At 55.7% G+C, this 24111-nt stretch carries 22 protein-coding genes; 4 read left to right on the top strand and 18 right to left on the bottom strand.

Annotated features, from left to right (window positions below; all coding sequences use genetic code 11):
* Positions 1-399: 399 nt before the first annotated feature.
* The 4 genes from agaF to agaV are packed head-to-tail and all read right to left on the bottom strand — an operon-like array spanning position 400 to position 2979.
* Positions 400-834 carry a PTS galactosamine/N-acetylgalactosamine transporter subunit IIA gene (gene agaF / locus BTJ39_RS00755; protein ID WP_078000754.1) on the bottom strand — a complete coding sequence of 145 codons (435 nt, stop codon included), beginning with the start codon at positions 832-834 and terminating at the stop codon, positions 400-402.
* A 13-nt stretch (positions 835-847) separates the two neighbouring features.
* A complete protein-coding gene (agaE, locus tag BTJ39_RS00750) occupies positions 848-1726 on the bottom strand; it encodes a PTS N-acetylgalactosamine transporter subunit IID (protein ID WP_078000753.1) in 879 nt (292 codons plus the stop codon).
* Positions 1716-2495, bottom strand: a complete 780-nt coding sequence (gene agaW / locus BTJ39_RS00745; RefSeq protein WP_078000752.1) for a PTS N-acetylgalactosamine transporter subunit IIC — start codon at positions 2493-2495, stop codon at positions 1716-1718. The genes agaE and agaW overlap by 11 nt, the downstream gene beginning before the upstream one ends.
* Before the next feature lie 10 nt (positions 2496-2505).
* Positions 2506-2979 carry a PTS N-acetylgalactosamine transporter subunit IIB gene (agaV, locus tag BTJ39_RS00740; RefSeq protein WP_078000751.1) on the bottom strand — a complete coding sequence of 158 codons (474 nt, stop codon included), beginning with the start codon at positions 2977-2979 and terminating at the stop codon, positions 2506-2508.
* Between the two features lie 278 nt (positions 2980-3257).
* Between agaV and BTJ39_RS00735 the strand changes: the two genes are divergently transcribed.
* The gene (locus tag BTJ39_RS00735; RefSeq protein ID WP_078000750.1) at positions 3258-4070 is read left to right on the top strand and encodes a DeoR family transcriptional regulator; all 813 of its coding nucleotides are present in this window, start codon (positions 3258-3260) and stop codon (positions 4068-4070) included.
* 151 nt (positions 4071-4221) lie between these two features.
* On the opposite strand, the gene BTJ39_RS00730 is transcribed toward BTJ39_RS00735, so the two are convergent.
* From BTJ39_RS00730 to BTJ39_RS00665, 14 genes are all read right to left on the bottom strand, one after another.
* Positions 4222-5319 (bottom strand): YncE family protein, encoded by a 1098-nt coding sequence (locus BTJ39_RS00730; protein ID WP_078000749.1) that lies wholly within the window; start codon positions 5317-5319, stop codon positions 4222-4224.
* A gap of 203 nt (positions 5320-5522) precedes the next feature.
* Positions 5523-6146, bottom strand: coding sequence for an NAD(P)H-binding protein (locus tag BTJ39_RS00725; RefSeq protein ID WP_078000748.1), 624 nt, complete (start codon positions 6144-6146; stop codon positions 5523-5525).
* A 73-nt stretch (positions 6147-6219) separates the two neighbouring features.
* On the bottom strand, positions 6220-7557 hold the full coding sequence (gene hutW, locus BTJ39_RS00720; protein WP_078000747.1) for a heme anaerobic degradation radical SAM methyltransferase ChuW/HutW: 1338 nt from the start codon (positions 7555-7557) through the stop codon (positions 6220-6222).
* Positions 7557-8405, bottom strand: coding sequence for a heme/hemin ABC transporter substrate-binding protein (locus BTJ39_RS00715; protein WP_096777664.1), 849 nt, complete (start codon positions 8403-8405; stop codon positions 7557-7559). Before BTJ39_RS00715 ends, hutW begins: the two co-directional genes overlap by 1 nt.
* Before the next feature lie 2 nt (positions 8406-8407).
* Complete coding sequence (locus BTJ39_RS00710; protein WP_078000746.1) at positions 8408-10558, bottom strand: TonB-dependent receptor plug domain-containing protein; 2151 nt, start codon at positions 10556-10558, stop codon at positions 8408-8410.
* A gap of 141 nt (positions 10559-10699) precedes the next feature.
* Positions 10700-11608 (bottom strand): LysR family transcriptional regulator, encoded by a 909-nt coding sequence (locus BTJ39_RS00705; RefSeq protein WP_078000745.1) that lies wholly within the window; start codon positions 11606-11608, stop codon positions 10700-10702.
* 70 nt (positions 11609-11678) lie between these two features.
* Positions 11679-12677, bottom strand: coding sequence for an aldo/keto reductase (locus BTJ39_RS00700; RefSeq protein WP_078000744.1), 999 nt, complete (start codon positions 12675-12677; stop codon positions 11679-11681).
* 104 nt (positions 12678-12781) lie between these two features.
* Complete coding sequence (gene mak, locus BTJ39_RS00695; RefSeq protein ID WP_078000743.1) at positions 12782-13693, bottom strand: fructokinase; 912 nt, start codon at positions 13691-13693, stop codon at positions 12782-12784.
* Positions 13690-14712 carry an ABC transporter permease gene (locus BTJ39_RS00690; RefSeq protein ID WP_078000742.1) on the bottom strand — a complete coding sequence of 341 codons (1023 nt, stop codon included), beginning with the start codon at positions 14710-14712 and terminating at the stop codon, positions 13690-13692. Before BTJ39_RS00690 ends, mak begins: the two co-directional genes overlap by 4 nt.
* Before the next feature lie 11 nt (positions 14713-14723).
* Entirely contained in the window at positions 14724-15731 is a 1008-nt protein-coding gene (locus BTJ39_RS00685) for an ABC transporter permease (protein WP_078000741.1), read from the bottom strand.
* A 23-nt stretch (positions 15732-15754) separates the two neighbouring features.
* Positions 15755-17236, bottom strand: a complete 1482-nt coding sequence (locus BTJ39_RS00680; RefSeq protein WP_078000740.1) for a sugar ABC transporter ATP-binding protein — start codon at positions 17234-17236, stop codon at positions 15755-15757.
* 57 nt (positions 17237-17293) lie between these two features.
* Positions 17294-18280 (bottom strand): autoinducer 2 ABC transporter substrate-binding protein, encoded by a 987-nt coding sequence (locus BTJ39_RS00675; RefSeq protein WP_078000739.1) that lies wholly within the window; start codon positions 18278-18280, stop codon positions 17294-17296.
* A gap of 30 nt (positions 18281-18310) precedes the next feature.
* Positions 18311-18784 carry a VOC family protein gene (locus BTJ39_RS00670; RefSeq protein WP_078000738.1) on the bottom strand — a complete coding sequence of 158 codons (474 nt, stop codon included), beginning with the start codon at positions 18782-18784 and terminating at the stop codon, positions 18311-18313.
* A gap of 10 nt (positions 18785-18794) precedes the next feature.
* On the bottom strand, positions 18795-19367 hold the full coding sequence (locus BTJ39_RS00665; protein ID WP_078000737.1) for an SIS domain-containing protein: 573 nt from the start codon (positions 19365-19367) through the stop codon (positions 18795-18797).
* A 416-nt stretch (positions 19368-19783) separates the two neighbouring features.
* On the opposite strand from BTJ39_RS00665, the gene BTJ39_RS00660 reads away from it, so the two are divergent.
* From BTJ39_RS00660 to BTJ39_RS00650, 3 genes are all read left to right on the top strand, one after another.
* Positions 19784-20905, top strand: a complete 1122-nt coding sequence (locus BTJ39_RS00660) for a GntR family transcriptional regulator (protein ID WP_078000736.1) — start codon at positions 19784-19786, stop codon at positions 20903-20905.
* Between the two features lie 106 nt (positions 20906-21011).
* Positions 21012-21830 carry a Cof-type HAD-IIB family hydrolase gene (locus BTJ39_RS00655; RefSeq protein ID WP_078000735.1) on the top strand — a complete coding sequence of 273 codons (819 nt, stop codon included), beginning with the start codon at positions 21012-21014 and terminating at the stop codon, positions 21828-21830.
* An 85-nt stretch (positions 21831-21915) separates the two neighbouring features.
* Positions 21916-24108 (top strand): putative bifunctional diguanylate cyclase/phosphodiesterase, encoded by a 2193-nt coding sequence (locus BTJ39_RS00650; RefSeq protein ID WP_078000734.1) that lies wholly within the window; start codon positions 21916-21918, stop codon positions 24106-24108.
* Positions 24109-24111 lie beyond the last annotated feature (3 nt).

The raw sequence follows: 24111 nt of genomic DNA, 5'->3' as shown, positions 1-24111 counted from the left end.
AACATAAGACGCTGGCGTGATGTCAGCCTTTCTTTCGTTTCATTTCACTTCATGTTTAATGCGATTAAATAAAATTTACACGAAACAAATCGAAAGGAAAACAAAAAACTAAAAGAAATAAAACGAAAATGCACCTTTTCTACGGCGTGCCACATTAACAATTTGATTTATTTAAGAAAATAAACCAATGTCATTTTACTATTTCCCGCTACGGCTTGACGACAGCTCACAGCGCCAGGCCACAGCAGCGGCAAATACGATAGGTAATGAAAGGACTGGACCTGGTGAATTAGCCGGGCGGCAGGCATGGCTATCCTGCGCCGGGAAGCGGCGACAGATGCGGATGCGCGCAGCCCGGCCAGCAAGGCCGGGTAAAGGCTGACAGCAACGGCAGGGGGGTTATATCCCCTCTTCCACCCTCGTTGATTTACGGCTGCGCCCCATTTCATCAGCAAGGCTGGTAAGGCCGCGATGACCACACTCCAGCGCCTGCAAGCGAAAGACCTCGCTGCTCAAGCCTTCGCGCTCCAGCGCCATCTCCAGCAGCAGTTGCAGATTGGTGCCGGCGATCACCTCCCGACCGGCCTTTTGCAACGCCAGCGTTGAGGCAACGCGAAACGGCGTCCCGCCCAGCAGATCGGTGAGAAAAACAATATCCTGCTGCTGGTCCAGCCGTGATACGGCGTCTGCCATCTGTGAGGTCAGCAGCGCGGTCGTTGAGGTTTCAGGAAAATCGATCGCGATGAACTGTGACTGCTCGCCGAGGATCTGCAGCATGGCCTTTTCCATGCCGCTCGCAAAGCCGCCGTGACCGCAAAGAATAATGCCTAACATTCGGCCTCCTTAATTAAAGAAAATGGGCGAACTTGCCGACTACGCCTAACGCGATGGTAACGGCGATTAGCCGCAGTGGACTCCAGCCGCGCCGCACCAACCAAAACATCGTCATGGTGTATACCAGCGGCAGGAATGCGGGCATCAGTTTATCGATGACGTCGGTTTGCAACTTCACCACAGCATCGCCGGCTTTAATATCCAGCGTGGTAGCCAGGCGCACATAGGTCGCTACCAGCGCGCCAATGACCGTGATGCCGACGACCGAAGCGGCATGGCTGACCTTTCTGGTGTTGGCTTTAATTAACGGGATCGCCGCTACCCCCATCCGGTAGGCATAGTGCGCTAAACCAAAGCGCAGCCCAAAATGCACAACGTTAAACATCAGCAGGAAAATCACCGCGCCAAGTACCGAGCCTTGCAGAGCCAGGCTGGCGCCGATGCCGCCGCAAATTGGCAGCAGCGTCAGCCAGAACATCGCGTCGCCAATGCCGCCCAGCGGCGACCCTACGGCAATTTTAGTGTTTTGAATGCTGTTCACATCCTGCTTGGAACGCTCCATCGCCAGCACGATGCCCATCACAAAGGTCACCAGAAAGGGGTGGGTATTAAAAAAGCCCATATGGCCCTTCATGGCGCGTGCCAGATCGCGCGGATTGCTGTGGATCTTTTTCAACGCCGGCAGCAGGCCGTAAAGCCAGCCGGAAGCCTGCATACGTTCGTAGTTAAAAGAGGCCTGCAGCAGCAGTGAACGCAGAGCAAAACGGTTAATATCCTTGCGGGTCAGCTCTGCCCCAATAGTTTGATCGTCATAGGTATTTTCATTGACGTCCTTTAGCAGCGTCTTACCGTCAGCCGCAGCGTCCGCCAGGGCGGTTTGATTAGATGCCATCTTCGAATTCCTCATGCTGAGTCCCGGTGGCCTCAGGCTCCGGAGCTTTACGTAACAGATCGATAAGCGCCATCGCCAGCGCGGCGGCGGCGATAGCCAGCACCGGCAGCTTCAGCCAGGCGGCAGCGACAAAGCCGATAATAAAATAGGGAATGTAGGCATTTTTCATCATGATTTTCAGCAGCACCGCGAAGCCTACGGCGGGCATAATGCCGCCAGCAACGCCGAGACCGTCAATCAAGCGGTTGGGCAGTAAATCAATCGCGCTGCGGGCATGTTCAGCCCCAAAGTAGACCGGCAGAAAAGCGCAGAGGAAATAGAAGATACCGAGCGCCAGCAGCGCCAGATAATTCACGCGCTCAATGCCTTTGCTGTCGGCATTCTCCGCCATGCGATCGCAGCGTGACATTACGCCGGACATCACCGAAAACAGGAAGGTGATACCCATTTGCACCGCAACGGCAAAAGGCACCGCTACGCCGACGGCGACTTCCGGCTTGACGCCGCCGGTAATCGCAAAGGTGGTGCCGACGATGGTACCGATGATAACGTTCGGCGGCTGCGCCCCGGCCAGCGGCGCCAGCCCCATCCAGACCAGTTCCAGCGTACCGCCGGTAAGAATGCCGGTATGTAGATCGCCAAGCACCAGACCAACCAGCGGCCCCAGCACCACCGGGCGATGCATATGGGTTAAACCGTTAAACATATCCAGCCCGGCAATAAAGGCCAGCACGCCTAATGCAACTGCCTGCAACAGACTGATTTCCATTGGAAGCCTCTCAGAGTAGTTTAAATAGATCGACTGCCGGTTCGGTGGGTACGCCCTGGATAAAGCAGCCGACGCTGGCCGCTTTCAGCCCCTGAAAAGCGGCGATATCGCCCGCATCCAGCGACACGGTTTTGGCAATTTGCCGTTTTCCCTCGGCGTAATGCATGTTGCCGACATTAATGCGCGTCACCGGCACGCCGCCTTCAACCAGCCGGAGAAAGTCAGCCGGATTCTTACAGACCAGCAGGATCTTCTGACGCTCAGCGGCGCGATGAATGTTGTCGATAACTTTTTGCAGCGGCCAGAAACGAACGTCTATTCCTTCCGCCAGCACCATCTCCATAAGATTCTGCTGTACCGGATCGGCGGCGACCTGGTCATTGGCGACCAGAACCAGGTTTGCGCCGGCAAACCCGACCCATTGAACACCTACCTGACCATGGACCAACCGTTCATCGATACGACTTAAAACGATATTTGGCATTCTCTGTATCCTTTACTGGTTACGGCTAAATGAAGGGTAATTCGTTAAGCGTCCATTGCATTTATCTTTCGTTTTATTTCATACAGTGTGAATCATGCGTATTTAAAACAAAACGAAAGAATTCTATTTTCCGATCGGTTTCACAAAAGCAACGTAATGAAAGATCCCAACTGCAAGCAATATCACGTTTATCGCGGCGGCAAGGCTTGCTTTCCGTCAAAAGAAAAGCCTTAATAGGTGAATCGAAATGAAACGAAAGTTTTTAGTAAGAGGCGATTATGCAAACCACCGATTCCGCAGCGGAGAAACGCGTCATCGGCACCAGCGAGAGACGCGAACAGATTATTCAGCGGCTGCGTCAGCAGGGCAGCGTCCAGGTCAACGATCTCTCCGCCTTGTTTGGCGTATCTACGGTGACTATTCGCAATGACCTGGCATTCCTGGAGAAACAGGGAATTGCGGTTCGCGCCTATGGCGGCGCGTTAATTTGCGAGGGAATAATGTCGGGCGCAGAACCGTCCGTTGAGGATAAAAGCGCGCTCAACATAACGCTGAAGCGCAGTATTGCGCGTGCGGCAGCGGAACTGATAGAGCCAGGCCATCGGGTCATCCTCGACTCGGGGACCACCACCTGTGAAATTGCCCGGCTACTGCGCCATCATCAGGACGTTATTGCGATGACCAACGGTATGAACGTGGCAAACGCGCTGCTGGAGGCTGAAGGCGTGGAGCTGCTGATGACCGGCGGCCACCTGCGTCGCCAGTCTCTCTCTTTTTACGGCGACAGAGCCGAGCAGTCATTGCTGAACTACCATTTTGATATGTTGTTTCTCGGCGTCGATGCTATCGATCCCGAGCGCGGAGTGAGTACCCACAACGAAGATGAAGCGCGCATCAATCGCCGGATGTGCGAAGTCGCCGAGCGCATTATCGTGGTGACCGACTCCAGCAAGTTTAATCGCTCAAGCCTGCACAAAATTATTGATACTCAGCACATTGACCTGATCATCACCGATCAGGGGGTAAGCGAGGACATTTTGCAGAGCCTGAATAAGCAAGGGATTAGCGTTACGGTAGTAAAAGAGGAGTAAGCGAAAGACCTGCCCGGACTCCCCTGAAGAAAACGACATCCGCGCCGGTTTGCGGGTTGTAACGCATAGAAAAGTTAACGCCTGCGGCTCATTGCTGAACCTCCGGCGTTAAAGGCCGTCATGACGACGGCCGTCAGGCCAAAAGGCGCGATTACTTCAGCGCAATGCGCGCTACGCTATCCGGGCCTTTCGTTGAGTGGTCTTTATTGAAGCCCTGCTTAATGCTGACATACAGGGTCTGACCATCCGGAGACAGCAGCAGGCTGTTTGGTGCGTTTTCAAACGACCAGCTGTTTTTGACCGCGTAGGTGGTGGCATCAAGCTGCAGCACCTTTTTCGACTCACGCTGGCTGATATAAATCTCATTGCGTTTAGCGTTGAATTTAATACCCAGCGCGTCACCTTCAAGACGCTTGATGACTTTGCCGCTGTGCTCATCGAACACCAGGGTGGTTTTCGCTTTAGAGTTATCCGTCACGAACAGCCGACCGGTTGCCGGATCTTCTGCCATATTCAGGAACAGATACTCTTTGCCGTCGCCCGCCGACCAGCGTTTTTCAACTTTGTTGGTGCGCGGGTTAATGACCAGAATGGTACCGCTGCCGTTAGCGGCGTAGATACGGTCATTAAGTGAAGAATAGATGATCCCTGTGACCCATTTTCCAGCGTTGTGAATGCGCGTTTTCAGCTTCATGGTTTTGGCATCCACGACCCAAATTACGCCAGGATTGTCCACGCCGCCGACGTAAAGATTACCCTTGTGCCACAGGATTTCACGCGCGCCAACCGGATTGCCCTTATCGTTTTTCTGATTAAACATCAGCCGCTGCAACACCTTACCGCTCTGCGCATCGACCTTAGTGATACCGCCGTCTAAGGTGTTGGTGGTGTAAAATACGCTGCCATCAGGGTCCATCGCCGTACCAAAGTTCTTCAGGTCGGTATAGGTTTCACCTTTGCTTTCCAACGTGGTTGGGTCAAGACGATAAATCACCCCGCCATTAACCTCTTTTTTAAACCCACCCGAGCCGGCAACGAACAGCGCCTGAGCTTGCGGCACGTAGACCATTTCATACAGACCATCGCCCAGAACGCGCTGGGAAACCTGAGTTGCCGCTGGCGCGGAGGCAGTTGCAGCCGCAGCGGGCGCCTTTGCTGTTTTTGCCGTTGACTGGCAAGCGCTAAGGTTAAGAGCCGCTACCACCGCAAGTGCCATTACGGCTTTACGCGTACTGAGTAAAGATTTCATTCTGAACTCCATCAGGGGTTAATCGGTCCCACCGGGATGCAACCGCAGCGGGGACACTGTAAAAAGAATGAGAATCATACTCATTATCAAAAATTATGTAAATGCAAGCGGCAGCCTGTTACCAAAATTTTCCCGTTATTTGCTAAATAGGCGTAAAAACGGCGAAAAACCATGGCGGGTATCACGGCTTCGCCAGCAAGCGCTTAACCGGATTTCAGCAGCGGATCGATCAGGCTGTAAACCTGGCAATTTAACGCCGGCTGCTGCGCCAGCTGATAAATATGCGCAGCGACGTCGGCACGCCTGACCAGACCGTGAATCTCCCGCTGCTGATAACGCTGCGCGCTGCCGGTTGGCGGACCATTAAGCAAACCGCCGGGGCGCAAAATGGCAAAATCGAGGGCGCTGGTTTGCAGCCAGCTTTCCGCCAGCGATTTTTCCCGCACCGCCGGACCGAATGCGGCTTTCGCCCGCGGCGACAGAAAAGGCCAGCTGTCGCCACAGCCCAGCGAGGTCACCAGCACCATGCGTGACAGTCCGGCCTGCTCCAGCGTATCGATCACCGTGCGATGGGCATAATAGTTGTTGTCGCCGCCCATCGTCGAAATGGCCAGCACCTGACTTCCCGCCGCCTCGCAAGCCAGCGCAACCGCCTCAGGATCGCAGGCATCACCGTCAATCACCTGCGCGCCTTTTTGCCGCAGGCGAGCGGCGGCGTCAGGCTGACGCACTAAAGCAACCACATGACGACGCTCCATCAGCGCCAGATCTGCGGTTAGCGCCCCGACGCCGCTGCCCCCCGCGCCAAAAATAAGCCAGCTATTCATACATCCTCCAGCGTACTGTCCGGCGGCGTTGCCAAAAACGCCCGTAATGAAGCAGGACTCATTGAAATCTCCTTTATGATTTATTTTCTATCGTCAGCGTATTGAGTGTCTGAATCAGCGTCTGCAGTGATTGCAGAATATTGCAGGCCCAGAAGCGACCTTCATTGGTCAGCCGCAGGCAAGCAGATGCGTCCTGAGTAAGACCAGCGCGGTGCCACTGGCGCAGCAGCGGCGCCAGCTGCCCGGCGTGAGGTGTCAGTTCGTCAAGGGGAATACGGGCCACCTCTACCCCGGCCTGTAGCTTATGCTGCCAGCGCCGGCCGTTATCTACTGAACGCATCATCGCCATTAGCGGCTTCTTTCCGGCGGCAACGGCGGCGTGCCATTCATCCAGATTACGTATCCCCATCCATGAATAGCCGTTAAGCAACCCTCCGGCGCCAGAACCGAAGGCCAGGCAATCGGCGCCCTGCTTAATCAGCAGGTTATACAGGTTGCGCTCACGCGTTGTGCGCGCCCAGTGGCTGTTGCTGATGCACTGCCAGCCGGCATCGGCCATAAAATCGCAGCCCTGCAGATAGAGATCGCGACGGCTGGCGGCTGAGGGAATGCTGACCCGCCCGCTGGCGGCGGCTTTGCCGAGGGGGGTTTGCGGCAGCAAATTAAGTGCGTAAAGATCGACGCCATCCAGACCCAGATCGCGGGCAATATGCAGATCCTGCAGCCAGGATGCACGACTCTGCTCCGGCAATCCAAACAGTAAATCGCATACTATCGCCGCGCGATCGCGCCGCACCAGTCCGGCCATAAACGCCCTCGCGCCAGGACCATCGGAAGTACGCGCCATCTTTTTGCGGATTTTGCTGTCAAAGGTCTGAATGCCAATGGAAAAACGGTTTGCCCCGGCGTCAAGACAGGCATCAATCCGGCTATCGTCAAAACCCTGCACCCGCCCCTCCACGGTAATTTCACAGTCCGGCGCCAGCGGCAGCCGCTGGCGAAGCGTGGTTATAATGCGCGCCAAATCCCGACCGGCCAGCGCCGAAGGCGTGCCGCCGCCAAAGTAGACGGCATGAACCGGCGCCGACTGATGAAGCTCGCTGTCCGCTTCCTGTTCGATTTCACGTATCAGCGCATCGGCATAGCGTTCACAGCTATCCTGCTGATAGCGGTTTTGATAAAAGCCGCAGAACGTGCAGTGGGTGGCGCAAAACGGAATATGCAGATACGCCAGCCGCTTACGCGGCGCAGAGGGTTGACTAATCAGCGCCAGCCAGCGGGCGTCGATCTCCTCTTTTGCCAGCGGCTGCGAGCTGCGCCAGGGCATTCTCGCCTCGCGATCTTTGAATGGCTGTCCGGTTTCATCGGCAAAATGCGCAGCTAAATCAAGCGTAGCTTTGGCTAATGTCATCAGTTTTCCAGGTCCTTTTGCCCGGGCCAGAGTTGGCGATGCAATATGTGCACGGCATCGGCAACGCGCGGCCCCATGCCTAAAATAAGCGACTGATCGATAACGACAATACGTTTATGCCGCCACGCGGCCGTATAGGTAATGCCGCCGATGGCGCGCAGGCGGGCAAGGCCACCCTGATACATTTCGCGGGTAACGATGATCACATCAGGATTAGCCGCCGCCAGCGCTTCAGCGCTGTAGCGTTTGTACTGCCAGTGCTGCGCAAGGTTGCGTACGCCGGCAAGCTGCAGGATCGCATCGGCAACGCTCCCCTGCCCCGCCACCATTGGCGCACCACCGCCCGGCGCAAGGATAAATATGCCGCGTAGCGGGGTGGTATGCCGCCGACTGCCGTCGATAGCGCGCGTCAGCTTGTGGCGGATGCGGCTTATGAGCGCTTCGCCGCTCGCCACCCGATGCAGACGCTGCGCAAGCTGGCGAATATTGGCGTACAGCTGTTCCACGGTCGCCGGAACGCGCGGCAGCGCCAGTATGCTCACCCCCTTAGCCCGCAGCTGTTTTAACACCAGCGGCGGCCCGGCGTCCTGCCAGGTGATAAAGCAGTCGGGGCGCAGCGATAAAATGCCTTCGCTGCTGAGCTGCTGCCAGTTGCTGATATGGGGCAAGCGCACGGTTTGCGGCGGAAAGGTCGTTGTCTGGTCCACCGCCACCACTGAAGATCCGGCGCCGAGGGCGTAAACCAACTCGACCAGCGACCCGCCGGCTACCACCAGCCGCTCTGCTGCATGCGAGTTAACGGCGCAGCACAGCATCAGCAGGCCCAATATCGTCCTGAGCAACGTCATGATCAAAACGTCCAGACGAGGCCAATCGCCGCATTAAACCCTGCGGCGGGAATCGACTCATGGGCAGTGCGATAGCGTTTGTTGGTCAGATTGTTTAGCGCCAGATTCACCTGATACTGATCGTCGGCGCCAAATTCGGTATTAAACGCAAGATTGAGCGTTGCCCAGCCGGGATAGCGAACCTCATTTTTACCGGTATTATCTTTGGCGCTGGCGGCGGCGCGCAGATAGAAATCGGAAGTCACGTTTAGCGCATCCAGTATCAGCGTATGCCTGATCCCCATGCGCCCGGTTGCCAGAGGCTCGCCGGTTTTCCAGGTATCGATGGCGGCGCCCTGGAACTGGCGGCGCAGAATATTACCGCTCAGATAAGGTGAAACCGCCCAGCCGTTATATTCCGCCGTCAGCTCCAGTCCCCAGGTACTGGCGCGATCGACGTTGGCATAATAGTAATATCCGCCGCGTGATGAACTGAAGTTCCCGGCGCAGAGCGCTTCACCCGAGCAGGAGCGCGTGGCGATGTAGTCTTTGGCGTCGGAATAATACATAGCCCCGTCAATCAGCCACAGGTTGCCGTTATAACGCGCACCCAGTTCATAATTATTCGAACGTTCCGCTTTCAGCGTCGCATTAGGATAGGTTATGCCTCCGCCCGCCGAGGTCTGCATAAACAGCTGGGTTAAAGTAGGAAATACATAGCCCTGCGCAAAAGCTGCGCGCAGTTCGACGTTTTCAAAGCCTGAGTAGCGCAGGCTGGTGGCGGTTACCAGCTGGTTATCATTGGTCGATCTTTTCGCCATGGCTATGCGCGGGCCGGGTGCGCCGTTGCGGCTGGTTTGCGCATCGCCGTCGGTTAATCGGGATGACAACCAGTACTGACGGGCGCCAAAAGACCAGACCCAATTATCTGCCAGTCGCCATTCGTTTTGCGCATATAGCGAAACGCTACGCTGTTCGGACTGATTACGCGAAAGCGTACGGCTCAGGTTATCAAAAAAACCCGTTGCCGCCGTTTGTCTGGTTTGCACGCGACTGGTTTGCCTGATTTTATCGCGCTGATATTGCGCGCCCACCACCAGGTTATTACGCGCCGGCAGGGCAAAATCAGATTGCAGAGTCAGACCCTGCGTGTACTGTTTATCGTGAGTATGCGTTTGATTTTTAACGCTAAGCGCTTTGATCATCGGGCTGGGAATCAGCTGGGTTATTGCCACCCGATTCTCAAATTTACGTTCGATTGTCTGGCTATAAGCATCGATGTGGATCTTTTTCAGCACATCGCCATCAGCATGGTAGTCATAAAACAGACCAATTTTTTCCCGCTCCAGCTTGGGAATTTTAACGCTGAAATCATCGAAAGCGCCCCGTGAATTGTCCAGCCAGCTCTGGCTGGAAAGCTTATAGCGGTCCAGCGACAGGCCAAATTTATGGTGGTCGAAATGATAGCCCAGCCACACGCCCTGGCCGTTATTACGAAAATGGGTGTTCGGTAGCCGGCCATCCGGCGTGTCGCGGTCACCCTGATCGGAGTAGCTGCCGTTAACACGATAATCGAAACGGCCAATGCTGCCCCAGGCGGCGCCGGACTCTTCCCAGCCGGCGGTGGCGGAGTTGTAGACCGCTTTCACCACGCCGGCCAGCGGCTTATCTCCGCCCTTTTTAGTAATGAAGTTAACGATGCCACCAATTGCTCGTGAGCCATAAAGGACCGAGTATGGCCCTTTAATGACTTCAATTCTTTCCAGAGACGACTCATCTATTAGCAAGCCAACGCCGTAATTTTGCCCGGCCCGCTGATAAGTGACCTCCTGGCCGTCTATCAGGATTAACACCCTTGAAGAGGCCTCGCCGCGAATTCGAATTTGCTTGCGCCCTGCCAGGGCATTATCGGTCACCTCCACGCCGGGAATATCCTGCAGATCGTCAGCGAGGGAGGATTTAGTGGAGGTTTGCAACGCCCTGTTGTCAATAACCTGAATGGTTGCCGGGCTTTGCCACAGGCTGCTTTCCGAACGGTTGACGCTAACGACCATCGTATCCTGGTAATTTTTACTTTTTTCCGGGGTAATTACTGGCGCGGCCGACGCGGCGTCGGTTACCAAAAGCGACAGCACGGACAGCGCAAAATGCCGCAAAGAAACCGGTGATGACATGAATTAGATCCCTCTAATAATGATAATAAATCTCATTTACATATATAGAAAGACAGGCAATGATGTCTACCGGTTAACTCATATTTCAAAAACTATTTTGATTTGAATCAACTATCAAAAAAGGCATTCGCAATCAGCGCGTTAAGCCACCACTGCCTGCAACGCACCTGCTACGTCAAGCACCGGCAGGCGACGCTCATCAGGCTGCATGACCAGCCAGATGTCGATATTCAGCAGCGCGCTGCTGGTTTCATCCAATGTTCGGTAACAAAGTCCATCACGCGTCATTTTGCAAAGTGACTGGGGGATCAGCGCCATATTATTGCCCTGAGCGATGGCCGACAGCATCATCAGCGTATCGGCTGGCTCCGGCTGACGCTTCAGCGGTGTCGCGAGCTGACTAAACACCCCCTCGCACTTATCGTAATAAGCCGGGTTATCGCTGCGGGCAAACCAGAACAGCGTCAGATCGGCGACGTCCGTCAGGCTGACCGTCGGCTGCAGGCTAGCGCCATGCGCTGACGGGAGCGCCAACATCAGCGGTTCGCGCCAGATCGGCAGAAACCGCAGTCCGGGCGGACAAACGGCCGGTTTTTCGCCGATCAGCGCCAGGTCCAGCTCGCCTTGCGCCATTCGCGCCAGCAGCTGGCGGGAAGAAAATTGGTGAGCGTTAACTTCTACCGCGTCTTTTTTTTCCTCGAGCACCGAACTTACCGGCGCAATCTGGCTGAAATCGAGGGTGCGCGTCACGCCGATGCGCACGCTCTGTGCCGCCACGCTTAGTTCATCGCGCAAGGCGGAAAGTTGCAGCAGCAGATCGGCGGCCCGCCCGGCCAGCATTTTTCCAGCGGCGGTGAGACTGACCTGGCGCGTATCGCGATAAAACAGCGGACAGCCGAGTAGCGCCTCCAGCAATTGGATCTGACGGGTAAGCGGCGGCTGACTCATATTTAACCGCTCCGCCGCCCGGCGAAAGTTCAGCTCCTCGACGACGGCGCAGAAGCACTGCAGCTGCTTTACCGACGGCATTTTATGCCATGCTTTTACCATCCACGTGTATCCTTCAACTCATCCCGGGAAGAATGTTGCGCTAAAAATCCCGCACTGTCAGCTTCTGCTTTCAGGCATTTATCCCCTTCATACCCTCTGCCGTATATCGCTCGCCGGCGATTTCAACGCCGCGTAAAAGTTGATTTAACGCCAGCAAATCTGCCGCCTGCAGAAGGATATCGCCGGCACTGGCGTTTTCATCCAGGTAGCGCAAAGTGCGGGTACCGGGGATGGGCACCAGATGGTCATACTGCGCCAGCAGCCATGCCAACGCCAACTGACCTGAGGTGCAGCGATACTTTTGCGTAAAAACCTCTAGCAGCTCAAGCAGACGCGCGTTTTTTTGCATATTTTCCGCGCTAAAACGCGGATTGCTGCGGCGAAAATCATCAGCGCTGAAATTGTCAGGATGACGGTAATTGCCGGTGAGAAATCCGCGCCCCAGCGGCGAATAGGCGACCACGCCTATCCCCAGCCGCCTTGCCTCCGGCAGAACATCCACTTCAATATCGCGCGTCCACAGTGAATATTCCGTTTGCAACGCGGTGATCGGAAAGACGCGATGGGCTTTGTTAAGCGTCGCCGCTGAGGCTTCTGACAGGCCAACGTGGGCAATTTTGCCTTCACCTACCAGCTGTGCCAGACAGGCCATACTGACTTCAATATCTGCTTCAGGATCAATACGATGAAGATAAAACAGATCGATTTGCTCAACGCCAAGCCGCTGCAGTGATTGATGGCAGCAGCGGCGGATATAATCTGGATGGTTGTTGATACGCCGGGCATACTGCTGGTTTTCCGGGCGTTCAATGCCGCATTTTGTAGCGATCTTAAGCCGGGAACGATCGCCCGCAGATAGCCGGGCGCGAAAGTGGCCTAGCAGCCGCTCATTGTGGCCACGGCCATAGATGTCGGCGGTATCCAGTAAGGTGACGCCGGTTTCCAACGCCCGTTGTAGCACCCGTAAAGCCTGCTGCTCATCGCTGGCGCCGTAGAACTCGCTAAGTCCCATGGCACCATAGCCGATCTGCGAAACCGCCATTTGCTGGCCTAACATACGCATTTTCATAGTCACTCTCCTTCTGTTGGTTGCCGCCAGTATTCACCTTCAGGACGGCCAGAAGAATTTCAACTTGAGTGATACGAATAAGGTATCAGTTCAGCAACTCCCGACTAAAGCGCCAGCTTCGGTAGCCAGGCAGCGCCGCGCACGCCGCTGGAGTCACCGTGCTGCGCTTTACGCACCGGCGTTGCGCACTCGCCGCCGAAAACCCATTCTTTCATCAGATTGGGCAGCGTCTGATAAAGTCGGTCGGTGTTGCTCATGCCGCCGCCCAGCACAATGACATCCGGATCCAGCAGGTTAACCACGTTGGCCAGCGCTTTTGCCAGCCGCTGTTCATACAGCGATAGCGCCTGCTCCGCCAGCTTATCGCCCTGCGCCAGGCGGGCCATAATCTCACTGCCTTTTAGCTTCGGCTGGCCGAGACGCTGCCAGGTGGTTTCAAAGCCGGTGCCGGAAATAAACAGCTCGTTGCAGCCACGTTTACCGCAGTAGCATGGCACGTCGCGGGCAAAGGCGCGCTCTTCGGCATCCTGCCAGGGCAGCGGATTGTGCCCCCACTCCCCCGCCACGCCGTTACCGCCGCCGAACACGCCGCCGCGCAGCGCGACGCCGCCGCCGCAGCCAGTGCCGATAATCACCGCAAACACCACCTTGCTGCCGGCGCCGGCGCCGTCGGTCGCTTCTGAAATTGCCAGGCAGTTAGCGTCGTTGGCGAGGGATACCGAACGCCCTACCAGCTGTTCAAGATCGCGGTGCAGCGGCTGACCGTTAAGCCAGGTGGAGTTAGCATTTTTGACCTTGCCGGTCAGGGTTGAAATCGTACCGGGAATGCCGATGCCGATGCTGCCCTGCACCCCGGTATGGCGCTCAGCCTCCGCCAGCAGGCTGGCGATCCCCTGCAGGGTGGCGCGGTAGTCATCACGCGGCGTCGGCTGGCGCTGACGAAAGTGCTCAACGCCGTTTTCATCCAGCGCGATAACCTCGGTTTTCGTGCCGCCTAAATCGATGCCGAACATCATGATTGCGTCTCCTTTTTGCCCAACCGCAGGCGGATCTGTGAGAACAGGCCGCGGCTGACAATGATCAAAATAATTATCGCCCCCCATGTCGCGGTGATCATGAACGGATCGAGGCGCATCAGGTTAAGGCCGCTGGAGATAAGCTGCAAGATGATCACCGCTAGCACCACCCCGGAAACCCGGCCAAAGCCGCCAAAAGGGCTGACTTTGCCGAGAAAGGCCGCCAGAACCGCCACCAGCAAATAGGAGTCAGCATAGCTGGCTTTCACCGAGTTGAGCTGACCAATCATCACCAGCGACGTCAGCGCGGCAAAGCACGAGGAGAACACGTACTGCATCACGCTGGTTTTCACCAGGCTGATATTGGCATATTGCGCCGCGGTGGCATTGGAACCCATCATGTATAAATTAAAGCCGAAACGGGTGCGATTAAGCACGATTGAGGCAACAAAGCTGGCGACGATAAACAGCAGCAGCGCCGCCGGAATACCGAACAGGTCGCCGTTGCCGATGAACAGCACGCTATCCGGAAAGCCCGACAGCGTATAGCCGCGCGTCAGCACCACGTTCAGGCCGGAAATCAGCGTCATGGTACCGAGGGTCACCAGAATATCGGGGATCTTCAGTAAAGAAATCAGCAGGCCATTTAGCGCGCCAACCAGCAGGCTGGAAAGCAGAGCCAGGCCGAAGGCCAGCGCCACGATGCCGCCGCCGGCGTGCTGCATTCCTGCGCCGGAAAAATGCTGCAGGCAGAGCGCAATCATAATGCCGTTAAGATTGGCGGTGGAAATGATTGAAAGATTAATCCCGCCGGAAAGCATCGAAATCATCATACCGATGGCCAGCAGACCGACGATCGGCAGCTGATAGGCCATTGAGATCAGGTTTTGCGGGCGAATAAACTTCTCGCCATTAAGCACAAACATCAGCGCAAACACCGCCGCCATCACCACGTACAGCGATAAATTCTCGGCAAAAATGGCAGACAGGCGCAGCTTCGCCGGGGCATAGGTTTTCATGGTTCCGCTCCTCATTGTTCTACCACCACCCGGATCTGGCTGCGCTTCTGCCGCAAAAGTTGCAGCGCGTTCAGCGTAACGCTGAACAGGATCACCAGCCCGGTAAACACATTGTAATAATATGGCGAGACCTTCAGTAGCGTCAGGCTGTTGCTGAGAATGGCGAACAGCAGCACGCCCAGCAGGGTGCCGAAGACCGATCCGCGCCCGCCGGTTACCGACGCGCCGCCGAGCACCACGGCGGCAATCACCTGCAGTTCCGAGCCAACAATCGAGTTGGGAATAACCGTCTGCACGATCGACACCTGAATCATGCTGGCAAAGCCGGAGATCGCCCCAACGAAGGTATAAATAAACAGCGTGCTGCGCCGCAGATTAAAACCCACCCGTTCGGCGGAGAGCGCGTTGCCACCAACCGCATAGATGCTACGCCCAAGCACCGTATGTTTTAAAAACAGGTGCAGAAAAATCGCCAGCGCGAACCAAATACAGGTGACGAGGCTCAGGCCGTAAAGCGCGCCGTTGGCCGCCTGCATGGTAAACACTTTAATCTCCGCCAGCCGCAGCAGAGAAGGCGGGATGTCGTAGATCAAGTCGCCCTGGGTCACGACGTAAAGCGCGCCGTAAAACAGGCTGTTGGTGGCGATGGTGACGATAATGGCGGTAATGCGGAAGTAGTAAATGATGACGCCGTTGACCAGCCCCATCAGCGCCCCCAGCACCAGGCTGCACAAAATAGCCAGCCAGACGTTATCCAGCCCGATTTGCAAAAACCAAAACACCACCACGTACTGCACCACCTGAGCGATGGCGGTAAATGAAACGTCGAAGCCGCCGGACAGCAGGATCAGCGTCACGCCCAGCGCGAAGATCCCCAGCACGGTCCATGATTTCAGCAGGCTGGTCAGGTTATCAAAGGTCATAAAGGTAGGATTAAGGCTGGTAATGACCACAGATAGCACGATAATCAGCACCAGCAGCAGCGTTTCACGCGCCTTCAACAGCTTAACGATATCCATTGGTATTCTCCCCCGGTGTTGCGCTAGTGCGCTTCCAGCGCATGCTGCAAGCGGTCATTGTCGATCTCTTCGGCAGACCAGCTCTGACCAAAGCGGCCCCGGCGCATCAGCACGATGCGATCGCAGTTTGCCAGCAGCTCCGGCAGCTCGTCGGAGATAAAGATAATCCCCATGCCTTCCGCCGCCTTCTCTTTTACCGTCTGGTAGATATAGCTTTTGGCGCCGACATCGATGCCAACCGTCGGACTGTCGAGGATCAGCACTTTCGGCTTCATCGCCAGCCATTTAGCCAATACCACCTTCTGCTGATTGCCGCCGGATAGCATGCGAATCGGCAGATCCTGACTGCCATATTTCACCTGCATTCCCTTCAGCATTCGCTCGACCATGCTGCGCATTTTATGGCCGTTAATCAGCCGCAGCGGCGTCAGGTAATCGTCAAGGGTGCAAACCGCCGCGTTCGCGGCAATGCTCTGCTCCATCACCAGCCCCTGCGCCAGCCGATCTTCAGGCACGTAGGCAATGCCATTTTTAACGGCATCCTGAATGCGACGAATCTTCAGCGCTTTGCCAGACAGCACTATGTCCCCCTGCTGCGCCGGTTCAATGCCAAACAGCGCCATCGCCAGTTCGGTACGCCCGGCGCCGAGCAGGCCAGCGATGCCCAGTACTTCGCCTTTGTGCAAATCGAAGCTAATTTGTTTAAAGCTGTTGCGCTTGCTGAGATTGCGCACGCTGAGCAGCACCTCATCGCTGGCATGGGACTCACGGGCGGCAAAGGTTAGCTCGTAGCCCAGCATCATCGACTCAATCTGACTGCTGGTCAGCGCCCCGGTGGCGACGGTATCGATCAGACGGCCGTCGCGCATCATGGTAACCCGGTCGCAGATTTCCAGCAGTTCGTTTAGCTTGTGGCTGATAAAAATAAAGGCAATGCCTTGCGCTTTAAGCTGACGCAGCAGCGCAAACAGGCGGTTGATTTCCGCGCGCGTCAGTGCAGTGGTAGGTTCGTCGAGAATGATCAGCCGCGACTGGTTAACCAGCGCGCGTGCAATCGCCACCAGCTGCTGTTTGGCAATCGGCAGCTCCTCAACCATGGCTTCCAGATCGAGTGAAATCCCCAGTTGCTGGATAATTTCCTCAACCCGGGTGCGGTAGCTGGCTTCACGCACCAGCTTTTTCTTATCATTCAGCATCTGACTGATATAGATATTTTCCAGCACCGTCAGATTGGGAAACAGCGAAAGGTCCTGATAGATAATGCCGATGCCCGCGGCTACCGCCGCCATCGGACTGTATTTTTCCACCGGCTGGCCGTTAATTGTCAGGCTACCGCTGTCACGCTCCAGCACGCCGGCAATAATTTTCATCAGCGTTGATTTACCGCAGCCGTTTTCGCCCACCAGGCCATGAATCTCACCGGCACTGATGTCGAAGCTGACATTATCTAAGGCGGTAACCCCGCCGAACCGCTTGCTGACGTTGTTCGCGGCGAGAAATTGCATGGGACTCCTCCGTTGCACAGCATACCAAAACGGGCGGGTTACCCCGCCCGCCAGACATCAGAAGTTATATTTGCTGTAGTTCTCTTTCGTAACCGTCAGCGGCTTATCGAAAATGATGTTCTCGCCGTTGATCATCGGTTTGCCGAGGCCCGGAATTTCCAGCCCCTGTTTGATCTGATCGCGCTTGCCGTCGAGGATCATTTTGGCGATGTAAGACATGGCGTAAGAGGCTTCACCCGGACTCCAGAGGATCGATTCGGTAATTGAACCGTCTTTCAGGAAGGAGGCGCTCTCTTTCGGCGAGGTGGTGCCGATAACCGTCAGCTTACCGACCAGCCCTTTCTCACGCAGCGCCTGAGCCGCGCCGGGACCGCCCTGGCTGCCGAAAGCCAGCACGCCTTTCAGATCCGGGTAAGTCGACAGCAGTTCGAGAGTTTTCTGGCGTGCCGCGTTGCGGTCCTCACTCACCGGAAAACGATCGGCAACCACTTTCATATTTGGATACTTCTCTTTCATCTCTTTTAACGCCGCGTCCGCCCAGACGTTATGGGCCGGTACCGTCAGCGAACCGACATAAATGGCGAACTCGCCTTTACCGCCGGCATGTTTGGCAAACTCATCCATCATGTAGCGGCCAAACTTCTGGTTTTCGATCATTTCAACGTCGAAGTCCGCTTCCGGCTGTCCGACCGATTCATGGGTGATGACCACAATTTTTTGCTGACGGGCGCGCTTAAATACCGGCTCCACTGAGCTGGCATTGTTCGGCACCACCAGCAGCGCATTGGCGCCCTGGGTAATACTGTCTTCAATAATGCGCACCTGCTGGGCTTCATCGGCAGAAGCCGGTGCTTGCTGGTAAGCATCGATATCAAAATCTTTTGCCGCCTTTTTCAGACCGGTTTCATAGTCGTTAAACCAGGCGGAACGCAGCTTGGGAATGCCAACCATGGTGTACTGGTCAGCTGCCGTGGCCAGCGCCGAAGCGCAAAGGGTCACGGTACCCAGCAGCAGGCTGAGGGCAAAACGCTGAGAGGTTTTCATTATTTTCTCCTGTGGCAGGGCTATTATTTTTTATGCAGGGTAACGACGTTCAGGCTGCGGGATAGCGCCGGCGTTGCCGATCTCAATCACTGCCCCCTGAAAACGTTGTTCAGTATCGAGATAGTAAAAAACGTCATCGCCGATGTTGCCGCTTTGTACCACCTCGTAACCGCGGGCTTTATAACGCTCCAGCGCTTTCTCACAGTCGGCAAAGTAGAGCTTCATGTGGTGCAGGCCGTAGCCGTGCTTTTCGATATATTCGTCGTAGATGCTGTAGCCCGATACCGGCTGCATCAGCTCCATCTGCACGCCGTTAATCCAACAGACGGCTATCTGGTAAACGTGCTCAGCCGGCTTGCCGCGATACTCGGAGTGACGAATATTGTGTGGGCCGTAGGTATATACATCCCAGGGGCCGATATCGAACGCCTGATAGTAATGCTGCATTGCCGCATCCAGGTCTTCCACCAGATGGGCAATCTGTATGATGTCACCGTCTTTCATCTGCGCCTCCTCAGGCAAACTTATGCGGCAGACCTTCAAGGTTGGTATGGCTGGCTTTCATCGCCGCCATATCGATATTGCATTTCTCAATCAGTTTGAGCGTGACGATATCGGTAAACAGGAACAGCGCCTGCTCCAGCAGGGTCGACATCGGCTGAATAGAGGCCACTTCCTCTGCGCCGCCGAAAATCTGTCCCGGTACCCGTACCGCCAGATCGGCATACTGGCCGTGCTGATTTTCCGGATGGGCGGTCAGCAGAACGATACGCGCCCCCGCTTCCTTCGCCAGTTTGATAATGTTCAGTTCGACGTTGGTGACCGCACAGTGAACGATCAGTAAATCGCCCTTACCGAGATAAGGCGAGGTGGTGTCATAAACCACATAGCTGTCGAAACCCATGTGCTTCAGGCGCATGGCAAAACCACGCACTGAAAGCTGCATGCGCCCCATGGCGTACAGCTGGATAGTTTTCGCCTTACAGATTTCATCCATTAGCTGCTCAATTTGCTGAGGATCGACCTTCAGCAGCGTTTCGCGGTTTTCCGCCAGTACCGTTTCAACCAGTTCCTGATATGTCGCCATTCGCAATACCTCACCTGGGTTGGCGCCGCAGTCGCGGCACGCCTTTACTTATCAAATTTATAAAATAAAAAGATTACTTAGCGAGCAAAAACATACGAAATATTTTTACTAATTCTTTAGGAGTTGATCACATTTTGAAAAAACGAGACCAAAAAACCCCGCTAATTAAGCGAAATAAGTGACCTTAATCACAGGAAACATCAAAATATGACAGCAGCATTCAGGAAAAAAGCTACCCGGATCTTAAATAACTAATTATGAATATTTGCCTAGCATTTTAATTTACAAATTTGCAATTTAAGCCAGCTTGATTTTAACCAGCGGCTCCCTTAATGTGAGGCGGCTTTTCCCCGCTAAATACGGGTGCAGGTTCGTTGCCAAAAGGGGATACGGATTGAACGGGATAAAAGGGCATTATGGCGAGAACGAATAAACTGGCGCAGATTTCACAGGATCTTGAGCAACGCATCCGTAGCGGACTTTATGGTCAGGGGCAGCGTTTACCCACGGAAAATAGCCTGTGCCAGCAGTATGCCGTTTCTCGCCCGACGCTGGCGCGAGCGCTCAGCGCCCTGCGCGATAAAGGTTTAATCCGCAGCACTCAGGGATCCGGGCACTACGTGACCTTTGCCGATACCCCCTCGCTGGCGGTGCCCGCAGATGAACTTTCACTGGGCATTCTCGCGCCGCGTATGGAAGAGAATGAAAGCGGCTTTCTGTTCGAACAAATCTTCCGCTGCATCGCCTCTCTTTCGCAACAGTTCAACTTCAGCCTGGTGTGGAACGGCGTGATTGCCCTTGGTCACGGCGCCAGCCGTCAGGCGGTGATCCGTAAAATGGACGAAGTGGTGGAACGCTACGTGAAAAATGGCGTAAAAGGCGTGTTTTTTATTCCGATAGAATTCCATCCCGCCGCACCGGAAATCAACAGGCTGATGCTGGAAAAGCTGGCGCATTACGGCATTGGCGTGGTGCTGCTCGACGGCGACGTTGAAGCCTGGCCGGCGCGCAGCCAGTGGGATCTGGTCGGTATCGATAATATCGCCGCGGGAACCATGGTCACGCGCCATCTGCTCAATAGCAAACCGCGCCGTATCGACTTTCTCTGCGAGCAGTTTTCAGCCAATACCGTTGCCATGCGGCGTATGGGCTATCAGCTGGCGCTGCTGGAAAGCGGCATCGCGCCGCTGCCCGATTGGCAACATGCCGGCGATCTTAACGACCGCGCCTTCTTGCTCGACCTGCTCAGCGCCGGGATGACCGATGTGGTCTGCGCTAACGATTTTACCGCCATGAAGCTGCTGGCGGCCTGCAGCCAGAGCGGGCATAGCGTTAACGTCGTCGGATTTGATAATAATGAATACTCGGCCCTGATGGGTATCCCCCTTACGACCTGGAAGCAGCCGTTCGAAGAAATAGCACGCAGCGCCATTTTCGCCATGCTTACCCGGCTGCAATACCCCGACGACGCACCGCGTCATTTACAGCTGGGCGGAACGCTGATTGTGCGTGCCTCCTGTGGACAAAATGCCGGATAGCATTATGGTGGAATGAAAAGAGGAACGCTGGCACGCATCTGTTCGCTATTTTCTGGCGGCCGGGCGAGGCAAAATAGCGGGCAATATTCTTTTAAGGAACTCCAGCATGATAAAAATGATCGCTGTCGATATGGACGGTACTTTCCTCGATGATGCGAAACAGTACAACCGCGAGCGTTTCGCCCACCAGTACCGGGAGCTGAAAGCGCGCGGCATCTACTTTGCGGTTGCCAGCGGTAACCAGTATTACCAGCTACTGAGCTTTTTCCCCGAACTGGCTGATGAAATCAGCTTTGTGGCGGAAAACGGCGCCTGGGTAATCGGCGAAGGCGTCGAGCTATTCTGCGGCGCTTTCAGTCGCGAAAACGTCACGGCCATCCTGCACGAACTGGACGCGCTGCCGGCCATCACCCCGGTTATCTGCGGCAAGCAGAGCGCCTGGGTTAATGAAAATGTCAGCAGCGACTTGCTTAAGCTGATGTCGCGCCATTATCACCGCCTGCAAAAAATCAGCGATCCCTACGCCATTAACGACACCCTGTTCAAATTTTCGCTTAACCTGCCGGACCAGGATATACCGGCGCTGCTTGAGCATTTTGGTCATGCGCTGGATGGCATCGCCAGGCCGGTTTCCAGCGGCTTTGGCTTTGTTGATCTGATTATTCCCGGCGTGCATAAAGCGCACGGGCTGTCCCTGTTACAGCAACACTTCGGCATTGAGGATAATCAGGTGCTGGCGATTGGCGATAGCGGCAACGACGCGGAAATGCTGGCTCAGGCCGGGTTCAGCTTCGCCATGGAGAATGCGCAGCCGCAGATCAAAAAAATTGCGCGCTATCAGGCTGGCAACAATAATCAGGAAGGCGTGCTGGCGGTGATCGATCGAGTTCTGGCGGCGCAGTATCCATTTGGACACGAAGCCTGACGTAATGCAATAAAATGTCGCTACCGAACGCGCCATTCTTAATGCAAAATGGATCACCATTGCTAACCGGCTGGTAGCTGAGCGAATGCCCAAAGAAATGACTGAATCCGACGGCCTGCGTCGCGACTTTCAGCGAAATGTCCTGCTCCCGGTGATAGCGGTGCTGCTGATTGTGATGATTGGCGCAGCGCTGGTGCTGACAGAGATTGCTACCATTGCCGACAGAAAGGCGCTGGAGAAGCAGCAGCAGGTGGTTAAAAATCTGCTGACGCTCGATATCAGCAACTGGCGCCAGCACCATGAGTCGCTGTCGCAGTGGGACGACCTGCGCCAGCATCTGGGCAACACCCCTGCCGATGATAAGTGGCGCAATAGCTATCTGGGAGAAACGCTGTGGCGCATGCAGGGCGCAGATGAGGTCTGGCTGCTCGACGCCAGTAACCAGCGCTTAGCGGGCTGGCGTAAAGGGCAACCGGCAACCCCTGCTGACTGGGCGCGCAACGCCAGTACGCTACAACCCTGGCTGAGCTATTTTCAGCGCCATCCCTCTGCGGTACTGTCTGACATTATTCGTCTGCACAATCAGGTGGCTGAACTGTCGCTGGGCGATATCAAAGCCGCGGACGGCGGCGAGACATACCGCCTGCTGCGGATCCGCTATCTGCAAGACAGCTTCTTTTCGGCACTGGAAATTCGCGGCGTACTGCAGGACTTTCACTTCAATGACCCGGATAAAGAAGGCGCAGGCAGCGGCTTTCGGCTCGATTCGACCTTAAAGACCCCGGTCAGCTATCTTAGCTGGGCGCCGATGCGGCCCGGCAGAGAGATCCAGCTGGTGATGCTGCCCTTCGTCACCGTAGTGCTGGTGATCATCGTCTTGCTATGTCTGTTAATGATGCGGCGGCTGGCGCGCGCCTCCCATTCACTGGCCTACTCGCTGCATCAGCTGCGGGAAAGCGAATCCCGCGCTCAGCATCTGGCCTCCCACGATATGCTTTCCGGCCTGCCAAACCGCACGCTGATTAATACCCGACTGAGCGAGCTGCTGGCGGCGCTGCCGCCGAGCGGCGAGGCGATGGCGCTGCTGCTGCTCGATCTCGACCGCTTCAAAATGATTAACGATACCTGGGGCCACCCGATTGGCGATGCGCTGATCGTCGCCGTCTCACAGCGTTTAACCGCCCTGCTGCCGGAGACGGCAATCGTCGGCCGGCTGGGCGGCGATGAGTTCGTTATCCTGCTGAGCAATATTGCCGACCGCCATCGCGCTGAGGCATTTTGCCATCAGGTAATCGACGATCTCACTACCACGCTGCTGATCCAGAATATCCAGCTGCATACTGGCGTCAGTATCGGCATGGTACTGGCCCCGGAACACGGTCTTAACCGGCGCGAGCTAATGCGCAAGGCTGATATTGCGCTCTATGCGGCGAAATCTCGCGGGCGCGGTCAGTTTTGCCTGTATGAAGCCAGCATGGATAGCGAGGTCAAAAACCGTCAGCTGCTGGCAAGCGAGCTGCGCGAAGCGCTGGAGCATAACCAGGGGTTAATGCTGTGGTATCAGCCGATTATCTGTACCCATAGCGAAAAAATAGTCGGCCTGGAGGCGCTGGTGCGCTGGCAACACCCGCAGCAGGGCATGATTTCACCCGCGACCTTTATTCCGCTGGCTGAAGAAACCGGTCTGATTATTCCTCTCGGTGAGTGGATCCTGAAGCAGGCATTTACCATGGCGAAGCGCTGGCCGCAGCTGATCGTGGCGGTGAACGTGTCGCCGTTGCAGCTGCGATCGCGTAATTTTATTGAACAGCTGATGCAACTGGTGGCCAACGCGGGTATTGCGCCGCAGCAGATAGAACTGGAAATCACCGAAGGCATACTGATTGACGACGAACACGAAGCTAACGCGCTGGTATGCTCGCTGCGCGAGCGCGGCTTTCATCTGGCGCTGGATGATTTTGGCACAGGCTATTCCAGCCTTAGCTACCTGAGTCGTTTTCCGGTGAATACCATCAAAATCGATCGCGCTTTTATCCAGCCACTGGGGCTGGTGGACAATGCCACCGCTATCGTGCGGGCGGTGGTCGATCTCGGCCACGCGATGCATCTCAGCATCACTGCCGAGGGCGTGGAAACCCGCGAGCAGTATCAGGCGCTGGTCGCCGCCGGCTGCGATCGCTTACAGGGCTATCTGTTCCATCGCGCCCAGCCGCCAGAGGAAATCAACGCCCTGCTGGCGGCGGAAATAGTCGATGATGATAGCAACCCACCGGCTTAAGCG

The sequence above is a fragment of the Izhakiella australiensis genome (genome assembly GCF_002006995.1).
GTDB lineage: Bacteria > Pseudomonadota > Gammaproteobacteria > Enterobacterales > Enterobacteriaceae > Izhakiella > Izhakiella australiensis.
The sequence above is the reverse complement of the archived record's forward strand: the minus strand, read 5'-3'. Positions and strand labels throughout refer to the sequence as shown.

Coding starts and splice junctions, on each gene's coding strand:
- agaF (WP_078000754.1), bottom strand. CDS start 834: ATGTTAGGCATTATTCTTTGCGGTCACGGCGGCTTTGCGAGCGGCATG.
- BTJ39_RS00660 (WP_078000736.1), top strand. CDS start 19,784: ATGGCGAGAACGAATAAACTGGCGCAGATTTCACAGGATCTTGAGCAA.
- BTJ39_RS00690 (WP_078000742.1), bottom strand. CDS start 14,712: ATGAAAACCTATGCCCCGGCGAAGCTGCGCCTGTCTGCCATTTTTGCC.
- agaW (WP_078000752.1), bottom strand. CDS start 2,495: ATGGAAATCAGTCTGTTGCAGGCAGTTGCATTAGGCGTGCTGGCCTTT.
- hutW (WP_078000747.1), bottom strand. CDS start 7,557: ATGACATTAGCCAAAGCTACGCTTGATTTAGCTGCGCATTTTGCCGAT.
- BTJ39_RS00705 (WP_078000745.1), bottom strand. CDS start 11,608: ATGGTAAAAGCATGGCATAAAATGCCGTCGGTAAAGCAGCTGCAGTGC.
- BTJ39_RS00715 (WP_096777664.1), bottom strand. CDS start 8,405: ATGACGTTGCTCAGGACGATATTGGGCCTGCTGATGCTGTGCTGCGCC.
- agaV (WP_078000751.1), bottom strand. CDS start 2,979: ATGCCAAATATCGTTTTAAGTCGTATCGATGAACGGTTGGTCCATGGT.
- BTJ39_RS00735 (WP_078000750.1), top strand. CDS start 3,258: ATGCAAACCACCGATTCCGCAGCGGAGAAACGCGTCATCGGCACCAGC.
- mak (WP_078000743.1), bottom strand. CDS start 13,693: ATGATGTTCGGCATCGATTTAGGCGGCACGAAAACCGAGGTTATCGCG.
- BTJ39_RS00710 (WP_078000746.1), bottom strand. CDS start 10,558: ATGTCATCACCGGTTTCTTTGCGGCATTTTGCGCTGTCCGTGCTGTCG.
- BTJ39_RS00670 (WP_078000738.1), bottom strand. CDS start 18,784: ATGAAAGACGGTGACATCATACAGATTGCCCATCTGGTGGAAGACCTG.
- BTJ39_RS00650 (WP_078000734.1), top strand. CDS start 21,916: ATGCCCAAAGAAATGACTGAATCCGACGGCCTGCGTCGCGACTTTCAG.
- BTJ39_RS00730 (WP_078000749.1), bottom strand. CDS start 5,319: ATGAAATCTTTACTCAGTACGCGTAAAGCCGTAATGGCACTTGCGGTG.
- BTJ39_RS00685 (WP_078000741.1), bottom strand. CDS start 15,731: ATGGATATCGTTAAGCTGTTGAAGGCGCGTGAAACGCTGCTGCTGGTG.
- BTJ39_RS00655 (WP_078000735.1), top strand. CDS start 21,012: ATGATAAAAATGATCGCTGTCGATATGGACGGTACTTTCCTCGATGAT.
- BTJ39_RS00700 (WP_078000744.1), bottom strand. CDS start 12,677: ATGAAAATGCGTATGTTAGGCCAGCAAATGGCGGTTTCGCAGATCGGC.
- BTJ39_RS00680 (WP_078000740.1), bottom strand. CDS start 17,236: ATGCAATTTCTCGCCGCGAACAACGTCAGCAAGCGGTTCGGCGGGGTT.
- BTJ39_RS00675 (WP_078000739.1), bottom strand. CDS start 18,280: ATGAAAACCTCTCAGCGTTTTGCCCTCAGCCTGCTGCTGGGTACCGTG.
- BTJ39_RS00665 (WP_078000737.1), bottom strand. CDS start 19,367: ATGGCGACATATCAGGAACTGGTTGAAACGGTACTGGCGGAAAACCGC.
- agaE (WP_078000753.1), bottom strand. CDS start 1,726: ATGGCATCTAATCAAACCGCCCTGGCGGACGCTGCGGCTGACGGTAAG.
- BTJ39_RS00725 (WP_078000748.1), bottom strand. CDS start 6,146: ATGAATAGCTGGCTTATTTTTGGCGCGGGGGGCAGCGGCGTCGGGGCG.